The organism is Prevotella marseillensis, assembly GCF_900625065.1.
GTDB lineage: Bacteria > Bacteroidota > Bacteroidia > Bacteroidales > Bacteroidaceae > Prevotella > Prevotella rara.
This window is the reverse complement of the sequence record NZ_UYXY01000001.1, coordinates 1,907,527-1,921,856: the sequence shown is the minus strand read 5'-3', so window position 1 is coordinate 1,921,856 and position 14,330 is coordinate 1,907,527. Positions and strand designations below refer to the sequence as shown.

The window sequence follows — 14,330 nt, the reverse complement described above, 5'->3', positions numbered from 1 at the left end:
ATAAAGATATACGGACGGAATTTGAATTGCTGACGGTAATATAATTTATTGTATTATTTCGCTGTTTTGTTATTCCTGTCAGGAATTTTTATTACTTTTGTTCCTGCTAATAACATGGCCCTGAGAGGGGCGGTGTGCCGGTCTCATGGTTATGAGCCGGAGCAATGGGCGTGAGCCTGGCAGAGGTATACGCCATGTAAACGAAAAGCTAGATAAGAACAATGTCAGCAGATAATTCATATAACGGTAAGATTTCTTTCGGCGAGAAGGTAGGCTATTCGTTGGGCGACCTGGCTGCCAATCTGGTGTTTCAGATGATAATGATATATCAGCTGAAGTTTTACACCGACGTGTTCGGACTCAACGGAGCCATTGCAGGCTCGGTGCTGCTTGTGGCGCCTATGGTGAGTGCATTTGCCGACCCGATAGTGGGCATACTGACCGACCGCACAAGCACGCGCTGGGGCAAATATCGTCCGTGGATACTGGCGTCGGCCCTGCCGTTCTGCCTGTTCTACATCCTTGCCTTCCACAGGCCCGACATACAGGACAAGACGCTGCTGGCCGTTTATGCCGCCGTGTCGTATGTGCTTCTGCTGATGATGTATTCGTTCAACAACACGCCTTACGCCTCGCTCGGCGGAGTGATGACGGCCAATATAAAGGAGCGCACAAGCATCAACACGGTGAGGTTTGTGGCAAGCACCATAGCTCAGTTTGCCGTGCAGGGCTTTACGCTGCCGCTGATTGACCGCCTTGGCGGTTCGGATGCGAGTCGCGGATGGAGTCGCACCATTCTGCTGTTTGCCTTCATCGCCTTTATCTGTCTGCTCATAACATTCTTCACCACCAGAGAGCGCATAGCCCAGCCGCCGCAACAGAAGGCAAGCGTTAAGGAAGACGTAAAGGAAACCTTCGGCAACGTGTCGTGGCGCGTAATGTTTGTGCTGTGTCTTGCCGTATATACCTCACTGGCGATGTTCGGCTCGTCGATGAACTTTTATTTTCAGAGCTATCTCGACCAGCGCTCGCTCTATGAGTTTCTGCATAACTTCGGACTTGCCGATACGGAGCGTGAGGCTTATTCGGCAGGCTTCTCGCTGTTCAACATACTCAACGCCATAATGCAGTTTGTCGGTGTGGTGTTCCTTTCGGGATGGCTTGCCGGCAAGTTGGGCAAGAAGACCGTATATATAGTGTGCCTGTCGCTCACCGTATTGTTTCAGGCTCTGTTCTATCTGCCTTCGCCCGACGATGTTGTGCTTGTTTATCTGCTGTGCGTATTGAAGAGTCTGGCCTATGCCCCGACGATACCTCTTATGTGGGCAATGGTGGCAGATGTGGCCGACTATATGGAATATCTCAACCACCGGCGCGCAACAGGCTTCTGCTTCTCGGGCATAATGTTTGCACTGAAGATGGGGCTCGGCTTCGGCGGAGCCTTGTCTGGCATACTGCTGTCGGCATTCGGCTACGTGTCGGGCGGCACAGCCATGCAGAGCAGCGGGGCTGTTGAGGGCATACGCCTCGTGTCGAGCATAGTGCCGGCAGTGGTGTTCGGCATAGCTTTGGCGTCGGTAGTGTTTTATCCCATAACAAAGCGTTTCAACGAGAAGATGCAGGCAGAACTGGCAAAGAGACGCAAAGCGGCAGAAGGGCAGGGCGAATGACCGTTTGCGGCAGTATATAAGAAACAAGAAAAGGAGAAAGGCTGAATATGAACGCTAAACATTATAATGTGGTGGCAGCTGTAATACGCAAGGACGGAAAATATTTCTGCGTGAAAAAGGGCCGCACAAAATACAGTTATACAAGCTACAAATACGAGTTCCCGGGCGGAAAGATTGAGTCCGGCGAAACGCCGCAGGAGGCTTTGAGACGCGAACTTGCCGAGGAACTTGATTATGACATATCTGTAGGCAGCCTGATTGTGGCTGCCCGTCATGATTATCCCGACTTTTCGATAACGCTCAACGCATATTTCTGCGAGCCGCTGTCAGACGGGTTCGTTCTCTCGGAGCATGTAGACTATGTGTGGCTCGGCGCTAAAGAGCTGCGCTCAGTCGACTGGGCAGAGGCTGATCTTGCGGTGGTTAGATGTATTGAAGAGTCAGATTTGCGCTGAAAAGCCATTGATTCTGTCGGCCGTTTTGCCGTTGATGCCAACCTTTTTTGTTATTATTCTGCTGCTTTCAGGTGTAAGTATAAACTGTTGTTTCGGGGTAATCAGGTAGCTCCGCCAAATGTTTCTGTGTCATCATTTTGTGCCGAAAAGTCCTATATTGGCGGTTAATTAATTTGAGCAAATCATATTTTCTGTGAATTGTTTCATCTAATCAGTAAATTAGATACAGCTTTTTTATCTGATTATACGTATTTTTGCAAAAGAAAAAACAGCAGAAATATCGTTGCTGACGATAGTCTGTTAAAGCCGGATGCGCAAGAAACGCTCTACAGCTCTACTGACAACGAAAAAATAAATTATAAAAAGATTACATATTATGAAACTGATTGAGAACACCGAATTTGGCGGCGAACGCCCGTTGTTCGCGTCGCACGACCTGCACATCAACAACGTAACCATACGCGAAGGCGAGTCGGCCATAAAGGAATGCAGCAACATTGTGGCCACTAACTGCCGATTTGAAGGCAACTATCCGTTCTGGCATGTCCACGGATTCACGATAGACAACTGCTATTTTGCCGTAGGCGGACGTTCTGCATTGTGGTATTCAGACCATCTGACAATGAAGAACACCGTGATAGACGCGCCGAAGATGTTCCGCGAGATGAACGACATCGACATCGAGAACGTTGAGATAAACGACGCCGACGAGATATTCTGGCGCTGCAACCGCATCAACGTGAAGAACCTGAAGTTGCACGGCGGCACTTATCCCTTCATGTTCAGCAACGACATATGCATAGACGGCTTTGAGAGCGACAGCAAATACGTGTTCCAGTATGTAAAGAACGTAGAGATACACAACGCCAAGATAACCACGAAGGATGCCTTCTGGGAGGTGGAGAACGTTACTATCTACGACTCAGAGCTTAACGGCGAGTATCTTGGATGGCACTCGCGCAACCTGCGCCTTGTAAACTGCCATATCTCAGGCGAACAGCCGCTGTGCTATGCTCACGACCTGGTGTTGGAAAACTGCACGTTCGACAGTGAGTGCGACAGGGCCTTCGAGTATTCTACGCTCAACGCCGACATACGCGGAGCTATCGCCAACATCAAGAATCCGACATCGGGCGTTATTGTGGCCGACTCAATAGGTTCGGTAACTATCGACGAGAACATCAAGGCACCAGCCAACTGCGAGATAAAGACCAGAGGCTGACATCATTGCTTATGGTGCTGACGCATATAGGGCAACGTGCCGGCCAAAGGGCTGGTGCGCTGCTTTCGGCCTGACAATTATTACTATTTACAAAACAAACTGCCTATGCCACAGCCACCCGGCCGCCTTACGGTAGCTGCAGCCTATTTCCTCATATACGTTGTATGGGGCTCTACATATTATTTCATCGGGGTTTGTCTTCACGACTTTCCGCCGTTCGTGCTCGGCACGGTACGCTTCGCCGTGGCTGGTCTGGCCTTGCTTGCTGTATGCCGGTTGCGTGGCGAGCGGCTGTTGCGCCGTGGACTTATCTTTAAGTCGGCCGTGTGCGGCATCATTCTTCTGTTTGTCGACCAGGGCGTCATCATGTTTGCCCAGCGCTATGTCAGCAGCAGTCTTGTCGCAATAATGGCTTCGTCTACGGCTTTGTGGATAATGCTGCTCGATGTTCCGCAGTGGCGTCGCAATTTCAGAGGTGTCTCCACCGTGGCAGGCATCGTGCTTGGCTTTCTTGGTGTGGCCATGCTCTATCTCGAACAGCTCAACATGCAGCGCCACGGCGGCAGTCATTATGAGTATGGCGTGCTTCTGCTTATAGGCGGATGCATATCGTGGGCATGCGGCACGCTGTATTCAAAATATCACATCCGCGGCAGTGATGACGACGGACTCTCGTCGTCGGCTTGGCAGATGCTTGGTGCGGGATTCGTGTTTGCCTTGTGCGCAGGATTGTCGGGCGATTTCAGCAGTTTGCAGCTCTCCGCAGTATCATCCGTATCATGGCTTTCGTTGGCATATCTTATAGTATTCGGTTCAATGATGGCATACACGGCATACATCTGGCTGCTGCGTGTGCGTCCTGCCACCGAAGTTGCCACTCATGCTTACGTCAATCCCGTTGTTGCTGTAGTCATCGGTGCCGGCCTTGGTCATGAGGACGTAACGCTGATACAGCTCGCCGGTCTTGCCGTGATACTGATAAGCGTGATGATGGTGAACAGAAAGTAAATTGAGAATTGAGAGTTGAGAATGGAGAAACAAAGTTCAGCGTTAGCTAATTATGATTTGCCTTGTGAATGTGAAGAGCAGGCGGGGAGCGCGATGCGTAATTAAAAATTAAAAAGTAAAAATTAAACAGCGCCATACGAAAGTGAACAGTGAAAAGTGAAGAGTGAAAAATCCAAATGTCTTGTGTCTATCCCTGGATAAGGATTCACAAAGCATATGGCTCTAACTCCTAGCCAACTTGTTGGCGATAACTCCTTTAACTACTTTAACTCCAAATGACAATACCCTAAAGGCATACGTCTTTTTTCGCTATGCTCAAGGAACTTCTCCTTAACTTCATAACTCCTTAACTCCTAAAAAATATATCCATGTCCAAAACCAACTATTCCCCAGTAAAGCCGTCGGAACGCTATGTCATTCTCGACGCACTTAGAGGCTTCGCCTTGCTTGGCATCTGTCTTGCCAATTATCCCGAGTTCTCGCTCTATACGTTTCAGCCGGCCGACGTTGCCGCGTCAATGCCTTCAGCCGGTGTGGACAGGATTGTGCGATTCTTGCAGTATGTGTTCATCGACGGCAAGTTCTACACCCTGTTCTCGCTGCTCTTCGGCATGGGCTTCTCGATAATAATAAGTCATGCCGAACAGAAAGGCAACGGGGCTTTCAGGCTGTTCTATAGGCGCATGGCCGTGTTGCTCGCTATAGGATTCATGCATCTTATGTTCATCTGGAGCGGCGACATACTTATGCTTTATGCCCTTATGGGAATGGTGCTGCCGTTGTTCAGAAACGTGAGCAACCGGAAGATGCTTTCGTGGGCAGCCTTCTTCCTTTTGCTGCCCGTGGCTGTCGACACACTGACACAAATCTTCGGCGTGAGTCTCTCGGCTCCTGCCGTTGAGGCTCAGTGGCATTACTGCCGCAAGTACGGCATAACAGAAGAAAACTTCGGCTATTGGCTGCGCGATGCCGACAGTTATGCTCAGGTGTTTCAGTTTCTTATTCAGGGAGCGTTGGTGAGAGTGCAGGAGTTTGTCGACGGCAACCGCTACTTTAAGGTCCTTGGCCTGTTTCTGATAGGCTATTACATCGGGCGTCAGAAGATATACGCCGACCTTTCTGCCCACCGGCACCTGCTGCGCCGCGTGTCGGTTATAGGCTTCAGTGTCGGTATTCCTTTGTCTGTTGTCTATGCATGGAGCGCCGTTGGCGGTCATCCTTTTGGCAACGCTGCCCACTCATTGCTTTACGCTGTCAGCGTCTATCCGCTCGGTTTCGCCTATATGTCGTCCCTCTGCCTGCTTTATCTCCGCAGCAGCAGTTCGGCGGTATGGTGCGCCCTTGCCGCTCCCGGCCGCATGGCTTTGACCAATTACATCTGTCAGTCTATAGCAGGCATGTTCCTTTTCTACGGCATAGGCTTCGGTCTTGGTGCCGGCGTGGGCCTTTCGTTTACAGAGATTATAGCCCTCGGCGTGTTTGTCCTTCAGATGTTGCTAAGCCGTCTGTGGCTTCATTACTGCCTTTTCGGCCCCCTAGAGTGGATCTGGCGCATGCTCAACTACGGCAAACCTCTTCAGTTGTTCAAACAGAAACAGAGAGGGTAGGGAAGGTTGATTGTCGTAGCTTTGATAAAAATGTAAAATGTTATATGTCTGTTTTGCTGCTTTAGACGTATAATGTCTGCGCCGTCTTTGGCATATAAGATTTTAAGTGCTGAAAATCGAAAGGAAAACATGTGTTTATGGTAAAAAAATAAGCAAGAAAAATGTTTTTACAAGCAAATGTGTAAGCAAATAACAGTGTTTAGGTTTTAAATCATTAACCTATCGTTTACGCATCGTAAGTGGGCCACTTTTTAACCGAAAGTGGCCCAGTTTTTATTCGTTACCGGGCCACTAATTTTAGTCAATAGCAGTGTACTGGACATACTTTTTATTGGAGGAGATTGACAACTTATTTAGTACGCCATCTTCCTACCGCCAATAGTAAGACTGATAAAGTCATGCATTCGGTAACCATTCTTCACTAAATCACTATGTTAGTTAATACATTGAAATATTGACAGAGTTAAATGTGGAATTAAGTTTAATCATTATATTTTGTCTTTTTAAGTTAACAAAATGTAATCTAAACCTATATTTAAATCGTAATGTTATATATTTGCAATAAAATTTGAGTAACACATTAATAAATGTGCGTTTAAGGATAATATTTTTTAGTATAAAAAGATTGTTTATTTTTTAATTTTTGATTTTAATGAAAAGATTTTTAGCTTCAATCGCTATTCTTCTTGCATCGGTGTGGGCTGTTTCAGCTCAACAGCTGTATTTTCCGACTAATACAGCCATCCAGCAGAAGGGTGACTACAATTATGTTTACAAGTCTATAACCAAAAATGATTATCCGATGGGATGCATGGCAACGGCTATGACCATTATAATGGATTACCATAAGTCACCAACAAAATATGATTATAATACAGTTACGGGTGACAATGGCCTTGCCCAACTTATGTATGATGCGGCACAAAGCATAAATACACAATATGGGGAGAATGAAAGTTCAGCAGCATTATCTGAAGTTGCTGTTCAATTGGTTAATTCTTTTGAGTTTGACAGAAACAGTGTTAAGTATTACCTTAAAGCCAGTAGTGGGATGACAGATGAAGAATGGGTGGCTCTGATAGTACGTAACATAAATAATGGAATGCCTGTAATATATAGTGCCGGGACTGAGCCTGCTGCTACCTATACTTCAGAATCAGAATCTGATTTTAGCGTAGGAACTATAAGGCATGCATTTGTAATTGACGGTATTAAAAGGGACGTAAATACAAAATATGGTTATAAGTTTCATATTAATGGTGGACAAGGCGCTGATATAGCGGACAATTCTCAATGGGTTGATGATATCTTCAGTGTAACAATAGGAAATAAAACTTATGGTGATACTCCTGAAATGGTATGTGGCATTCGTACGGAAGAGCAAGCTCGTGCAGATGTATCATCACTCAAACTAGTGTCTAATGAAGGCTCTCGTGGTTTGTCGATGTCTGTAAATAATATTGTTTCAGGACAGCCTTTTGATGTAACGGCTTCAGCTCTACAGAATTGGGATTTGGATGGTAAGCCGTTTTCTGGTTACATTTTTCCAGTATTAGTACGTACAGACGATAGTGGAAAAATTATAATTACACAGCCAGATAACACATTAGAAATAGCAAAGCAGTATAACAGTGCTGATGGATTTTCATATCGCAGAATATTAAATTCATTGCTTATTTCGGGAGTAAAGTTTACAGCATCGTCAGATGTCGACTTGAGTAATTATTCTTTACGTTTGGCAACAGCAGATAATTTAAATACAGGTGAACGTGCCTTAAACATCAGGCTCGTCGAAGCACTTGCAGGTGAGAGCAGTGATCTTATTACATCTATACCGGCAGTTAGTGCAGGTGTCGTAAAAGTTAAGTTTGAAGTTGCTCAAACAGGTGGCGTTGATTTGCTGCAGCGTGTCATTACGAGTACAAGCCTCACATATGAGAGTATCAATGGACAGGAACTTGAACTCGCATATGGCACCCCATTCCTGTTCTTTGCTAAACGTACATCGTCTGCTGTTTCAGACAATGAAGTAATACTTACTGTTAATGGTAAGAAGTATCTTATGAAAGACTATTTTGCCAGCAAGAATTTCGCTAATCTTTTTGATGGAGCATTCTATATTACTCCTACTGAAACAATGACCATTCAAGCGCAGATTATAGACAAAACAAAGCTTGAAAATGTAAACGTAGATTTAACAGGAAAGGCAGGGTATTTGTCTGATGTTATAAATAACAAAAATGTTAATCCATGTAACATCGGAGAGCTTACTGTAATAGGAGACATGAATGCGGATGATTTCTATTATATTCGAGACAACATGCCCATGCTTGAAACACTTAATTTATCTGAAGTCAACATTGTGGCGAGCGGAAGTCACCCTGCAAATGCGGTTCCAGAAGCGGCTTTCTATAAAGAAATTTATAATAGCGATGGATATACACTTGCACTAAAAACAGTATATCTGCCAAACAGTTGTACTATTATAGGTGCTAATGCTTTTATGTATTGTTCAAAGTTGGAAGAAGTACATATTCCGAAAAATGTTAGTAATATAAACTACAATGCATTTTTCAGTTGTAGAAGTTTGCACGATGTTTATGTCTATAATCCGGTACCATATTATATTAATTGGTGCGTATTTAAGAATATAAGTGATAATTCTACTTTACATGTGCCTTATGGAGTTAAAGAACTCTATGTTGGCTCAGATAATGCCAATAAGTTGCCTGGTACAATTTATTCAATCAACGAATGGTACAATCGTTGGCATGACGGAAGTTCACAAGGGACGTGTAAAGAGATGGGGAAAGAGGCTGAAGGCCAAATGAAGGTGCAGCTGATGCGTACTAGTTTTGTTACATTCCGTGAAGGAGGAAAAAAGCCTGGATCGGCAATCTGGTCTAGTGATACATACGAAGTATTACCAACCATTTCTTCTCCAGTATCATCTACGATGTGGAAATTGCGTGCCTTGGTATCATATGCAGAAAACGGACAAAATAAAGAAGAATATGTATATGGGACAGCAAATAATGCAGATTATACATTCAATCTGACTCAGAAACTTAATGAACTGAAAACAAGAGGCATTAATGATGTTAATGTTAAAATGGATATATACCTCAATGTTACAGAAGCTGTTGAAGAAAGAGCAAAAAAAGGACAGAATTATTTTTATCCATATATCTATGATGGAATGGAAGTAACGTTGATAGGAGGTTGGACAAATAGTGATGGTGATGATAAACTTGACCTTCACAATTTCTATTTCGGACTGCGCAGTGGCTATGCAACCAATTTGCCTAAGGCAAAGGCTATAATAACTCTTGATAATGCACGTATCGGTTCAATACAGACTGGTACTGTTGATATGGATATTGTGCTTAAGAACAATAATGAGATGGCCGGTCTATACTATTCTAAGTTCGAGTCTTTCCTCATTGATAATGGTCATACAGTATCGATACAAGGTAATGGTACTTTGAAACTGGCAAATGATAGTTATGATGGAAACGACGGACCTCGTGCGTACTCAACTGCAGGTGGTGTGTTAAACTTCCAGCATGGCATTACTGTTAGCAATCTGGAGAATATGACATTTGAGAATATTAAGGTTACATATACTAGAACTTTTGATAGGGTGATAAAAAATTCTGCAGGAACTTCTGGATATGGTTGGGAAACGTTGGCTCTACCGTTTAATGTACTTCGTATTGAGAATGCAAACGGACGCCAGATGTCATGGGCTACATCAACAAAGACTGGTGATTTCTGGTTGGGTGAGATGACTGACAATGCTCAACAGCTTACATTCTCTTCAAATGTGGAATCAATTGAGGCTGGTCATAGTTACATAATTTCCGTACCGGATGAAGGTAAGAACAGTCTTATTGGTATTCCTCTTACTTTTGTTGGACCTACATTGGTTAATGGCGAAAAATTGGTGGATAAAGGAGATTTTGCTACTCCTAATTATAATAATGGAGGATTGAATGTTGACATGACGCCATATCCCTATGCTTTAGAACTTCCATCTATATATTATGTCATGAATCGTGACGGAAGTTCATTTTATAAGTGGGACACAGCAAGTACAGAAGATGCCAATCTTGTAACACTTCGTCAGTTTGAAGCATACTTTGAACCAAAAGACATTGTTTCAACCATGTTTAAGTCTTTTTCTTTAAAAGGTGACGTGATGAAGGATGAGACTACCGTAATTGCCGGCGTTGCTGATGGTAAAAATGATGGTTATAAGGTAAATTCTGACAAAGGATTAATTGTTGTCGAATCAGACTCCCCGCGCAAGATAAACATATCTACAGTTGACGGACGTTCATACTCATATAATGTCAGTCAAGGTACAACAAAGATAAGCATGCCGGCAGGTGTTTACATCGTAGGAGGAATTAAAGTATTGGTTAAATAATAAAATGTAATTAAATATGAATAAATTGAAATATATTAAACCTACAATTGAGGTTGTAGACATTAAAGGTAGTATAAGTATATTAGCCGGATCAAATCCGTCTAGCAACCCTGATTTTGATGATGATTATGCAGGTGTTGGTTCAGATGATAATCCTTTTCCCGGTTTTGAAAAAAACAACGCAAGCAGTATTTGGGATTAATGCGCCTATATTATTGGTGGTATAAGATTCTCTTTATTAAGCGGAAAGCGGGATGGCTTCAATAACTAGTCGTCCCTTTAAAAAAACATTTTTGCGAGATATTGTTCTGACACAGTATCTCGCATATTTTTTGAAGTATGCACCAAATAGCTTTCATGGCTCTTTTGAAGTTATAGACCGCTGACGCCAGAAGCACGTTCACTGTATCTCCCGTCACACCCTTATAAAAGTTGTGGCTGTATTGCCATGTTAAGATACACATAATAAGCCCCGAAGCGTCATTGGTTTTACATTCTTGTGTGCGTAAATAATGATGTTTCGGGGCCTATCGTTTTTTGCCTGATGTGTGTCATTCAGGAGTATTATTCGTCCTCATCCTCCTCAACAGCCCGTGCTTCCTTAAATTTCTCTTTCATAGTCGGGTTGTTGTATGTAAGCTTCTTTATCGTCAGGCCGTCTGCCTTGTCGTTGGCAAGGCGGAGGTTGCGCTCGGAGCCTACGAGGGCCTCTTTTATCTTTTGCAGGTGAGTTATCGACTTGTCTATCTCGTCGATGGCTGTCTTGAACTTCTCGCTCGCAAGGCGGTAGTTGTTGGCAAACTTCTCCTTGAAGTCGTTGAGGCGGCTCTCAAAGTTGGTTACGTCTACCGACTGGCTGCGCGCAATGGCCAGTTGGCGCTGATACTCTATGCTCTTCTTTGACGTCTGCACAAGTAGCGTTATCAGCGGGAGGAAGAACTGCGGACGGATGACGTACATCTTAGGATAGCGGTGCGACATGTCAACGATGCCCGTGTTGTAAAGCTCACTTTCAGGTTCGAGCAGCGACACAAGTACGGCAAATTCGCATTTCTTTGCTTTGCGGTCGTCGTCGAGTTTCTTCAGGAAGTCCTCGTTCTTGTGCTTCGTCGCAGTCTGATCCATTTCGTTTTTCATCTCAAACATAATGGAGATATATTCAAAGCCGTCTTCATAGTCGCGGAATATGAAGTCGCCCTTGCTGCCGCCCGATGCGTCGTTGTCTTTCTCAAAGTAGGCGTTGGGGAATAGCGGGCGCATGCGGTTGAACTCCGTGCTGCAGTGTATTTCGAGCGTCTCGCCGACCATTTTTGTCGACATCCTTGTCTTCAGGTCTTTATAGTAGTCAACCTCTTCCTGCTTCTTTTTCAGCTGTATCTCGTAAGTTTCCTTTATGTTGTTCTCACGCAGTGCGGCCTCATTCTTCTGCTGGTTCACCATGCCCGTAAGCTCAACAATTTTGTTTTCTTTCTCCTTCAGAGCGTCCTGCGCCTTGCGTTGTTCCTCAAGCACGGCTATCTGACAGGCATCCTTACTCTGCGAAATTGTGGATTTCAGTTCCGAAATCTCCTTGTCCTTCTTTGCCAACTCACCGGCCAGCTCGAGCGCATTAGTCTGTACCATGCTCTCTATCTTAGCCTTCAGTTCGGATATCTCCTGATTCTTTTTGTTCATTTCTCCTGCCAGTTCGAGAGCTTTAGCCTGCGCCGTGCTTTCAATCTTGGCTTTCAGTTCTGATATCTCCTGGTCTTTCTTGTTCATTTCCCCGGCCAGTTCGAGAGCCTTAGCCTGCGCCGTGCTTTCAATCTTGGCTTTCAGTTCGGATATCTCCTGGTCTTTCTTGTTCATTTCTCCGGCCAGTTCTAGTGCCTTAGCCTGTGCCGTGCTTTCTATCTTGGCTTTCAGTTCTGATATCTCCTGGTCTTTCTTGCTCATCTCTTCAGCCAGTTCAAGCGCCTTCGCCTGCGCCATGCTGTCTATCTGAGCCTTCAGCCGTTCTATCTCAGTATTCTTTTCTCCTATTTCAAGATCCTTTGCCGACAGCTGCTGTCCGAACGTCTGTTTCGACTTCATCACGTCGGCCTTCAGTTCTGCCGCATATTGTTTCCTCACCTCTTCAAGTCTGCGGTTGAGTTCGTCGTTAAACTCGGCGTTCTTAACCTGACTGACGATAGAAGCATAGTCGGCCTCGTCTACCTGAAACACGCTCTGACATTTAGGACATCTTATTTCTTTCATATTATCGAGTTTTTGTTATTTCTTACACATTTATAATCTTTATCAAATCTGCCAGTTGTACAAAGTAATCATTTGACCAGATATCCAGTTCTTTCGGATTCCTGACAAAAGGCAGGACGTCATTTTTAACCTGATTTATATTGGCAGTTGATAATTTTTCTTTCAGCAACGCGATAAATGTATCCATGTCAATTTCCTCATTATTAAACTGCTTTACGCGTTCTGCCAAATGCTTGAAGTCAAGTGGTACATTATGGCGTACATACCATTCAAAATCATACCAATCGCGTCCCTTTACTCGATTTTTCCAGGCACGGTACACCAGTGCATGCATTTTGCCTGCAAACAGGTCGGGCAAAACAAAGCAGCGTGTCATAAATGAATGTGGCTGCAACAGCAACTTTTGCTCAGTTTCAGATTTCAGCGGTGGCTGTGTGTCAACCTCAATTTTTATTTTTATCGATTTGTCTGTACGGAAAGATATGTCGTAAACATCAGTGTTGTCTTTTAGAAATGCCGATTCAACCTTTCCAAAACTCTTTTTGTCTTTCTTTTTTATTTCCACGTTTCTTCCCACAACGGCAAATTCATCGATGATGGGCTGAAAATATTTCTTGAAATCAAATTCGTCGTCAGGTGCCAAAAGAGAGAAGTCCATGTCTTCGCTAAAGCGTTGAAGACCATGGAAAATACGAAGACATGTACCGCCATAGAACGCAGCCACGTTGAAGAAACCTCCGTTATAAAGACCGGCAAGTATTATTTGCTGGTTAACCTCAAATATGGCATTGCGTTTCTTCTGTTCGGTAGAAAGGTCGTATGCCGAAAGCATACTGTCGTAAATGTCATTTGTCATTGTTTAGCAGTTTTATTAAGGTTCTTATTGATTCCGACTTTTTGCCAGTCTTGGCATATTCTTCAAAGATGTTTACGTTCATCATTAAAAAGTCGTCCATCTCCATGCGTATGTCTTCTTCAAGATACGTTTCAGCATCTTTTATGGATCTTAGATTTACGCTTGGTGAGTTGGCAATCAGGTCACATAGTGCTTTTTCCGGTGTAGCCATCACGAACGCATATCCGTCCTTTTCAATGCTCGACAGTCCTATTGAAAATGATTTTCTTGGGGTGTATGTATATTCAAACCGTCCAAATGCAGTGTCAAAGCAACGTGAATGTTTTAGCGTCATTGACTGCATAGTGTAAACCATTTCAGGTATGAGGCCATAGTAACGCAATGCAGAAGACATAGATACATATGACGGGGTGTAAAGATGATTGGCGATAAGCTCGGTAGACAGAGGCCTGTCTGATATCTCAGGATTACATATGTACAGTCCTCTCTTAAGGCGGATAATATCTCCGCTTTTCTCAAGTTGTCTTATTTTTTGGCTTCCTCCTTTTAATTGTGGATATAGTGATTCAATTATTGAGGACGTTACCGGTATGTTGCCGAGTTTTGCTAAAACATTATTCATGATGTACGGATAAAGTTTACTCAAACAAGATGTCTGGTAACCATGCTTATTTAGATTAGCATGGATATTGAGAACATTGTTTGTTTTTGCAAATATAGTAAAATTTTGAACAGTAATATATATAAAACATACTTAACTGTTCAAAATTTTACAACTTTTATGCCGTCTTAATGTTTTAGCTTCTGTTTGCTCTTCATTCTGAGGAGCAGGCGAAAGGTGA

10 protein-coding genes are annotated in these 14,330 nt (G+C 43.9%); 7 read left to right on the top strand and 3 right to left on the bottom strand.

The features are described 5' to 3' along the window. Window positions 1-221 precede the first annotated feature (221 nt). From EJL04_RS07895 to EJL04_RS07865, 7 genes are all read left to right on the top strand, one after another. Window positions 222-1,670 carry an MFS transporter gene (locus EJL04_RS07895; protein WP_125104615.1) on the top strand — a complete coding sequence of 483 codons (1,449 nt, stop codon included), beginning with the start codon at window positions 222-224 and terminating at the stop codon, window positions 1,668-1,670. 47 nt (window positions 1,671-1,717) lie between these two features. Further along, a complete protein-coding gene (locus tag EJL04_RS07890) occupies window positions 1,718-2,125 on the top strand; it encodes a (deoxy)nucleoside triphosphate pyrophosphohydrolase (RefSeq protein ID WP_125104614.1) in 408 nt (135 codons plus the stop codon). A 376-nt stretch (window positions 2,126-2,501) separates the two neighbouring features. Further along, window positions 2,502-3,347, top strand: coding sequence for a DUF3737 family protein (locus EJL04_RS07885; RefSeq protein ID WP_125104613.1), 846 nt, complete (start codon window positions 2,502-2,504; stop codon window positions 3,345-3,347). 105 nt (window positions 3,348-3,452) lie between these two features. Beyond that, a complete protein-coding gene (locus EJL04_RS07880) occupies window positions 3,453-4,355 on the top strand; it encodes an EamA family transporter (RefSeq protein ID WP_125104612.1) in 903 nt (300 codons plus the stop codon). Window positions 4,356-4,723: 368 nt separating this feature from the next. Continuing rightward, window positions 4,724-5,962, top strand: coding sequence for a DUF418 domain-containing protein (locus EJL04_RS07875; protein WP_125104611.1), 1,239 nt, complete (start codon window positions 4,724-4,726; stop codon window positions 5,960-5,962). A gap of 652 nt (window positions 5,963-6,614) precedes the next feature. After that, the gene (locus EJL04_RS07870) at window positions 6,615-10,394 is read left to right on the top strand and encodes a C10 family peptidase (protein ID WP_125104610.1); all 3,780 of its coding nucleotides are present in this window, start codon (window positions 6,615-6,617) and stop codon (window positions 10,392-10,394) included. 16 nt (window positions 10,395-10,410) lie between these two features. Then, window positions 10,411-10,596, top strand: coding sequence for a hypothetical protein (locus EJL04_RS07865; RefSeq protein WP_125104609.1), 186 nt, complete (start codon window positions 10,411-10,413; stop codon window positions 10,594-10,596). Between the two features lie 362 nt (window positions 10,597-10,958). Here EJL04_RS07865 and EJL04_RS07860 read toward each other — a convergent pair whose 3' ends face one another. The 3 genes from EJL04_RS07860 to EJL04_RS07850 are packed head-to-tail and all read right to left on the bottom strand — an operon-like array spanning window position 10,959 to window position 14,110. After that, complete coding sequence (locus EJL04_RS07860; RefSeq protein ID WP_125104608.1) at window positions 10,959-12,632, bottom strand: DUF2130 domain-containing protein; 1,674 nt, start codon at window positions 12,630-12,632, stop codon at window positions 10,959-10,961. Between the two features lie 22 nt (window positions 12,633-12,654). Then, a complete protein-coding gene (locus tag EJL04_RS07855) occupies window positions 12,655-13,488 on the bottom strand; it encodes a nucleotidyl transferase AbiEii/AbiGii toxin family protein (RefSeq protein ID WP_125104607.1) in 834 nt (277 codons plus the stop codon). Beyond that, a complete protein-coding gene (locus EJL04_RS07850) occupies window positions 13,478-14,110 on the bottom strand; it encodes a type IV toxin-antitoxin system AbiEi family antitoxin domain-containing protein (protein WP_125104606.1) in 633 nt (210 codons plus the stop codon). The genes EJL04_RS07855 and EJL04_RS07850 overlap by 11 nt, the downstream gene beginning before the upstream one ends. Window positions 14,111-14,330 lie beyond the last annotated feature (220 nt).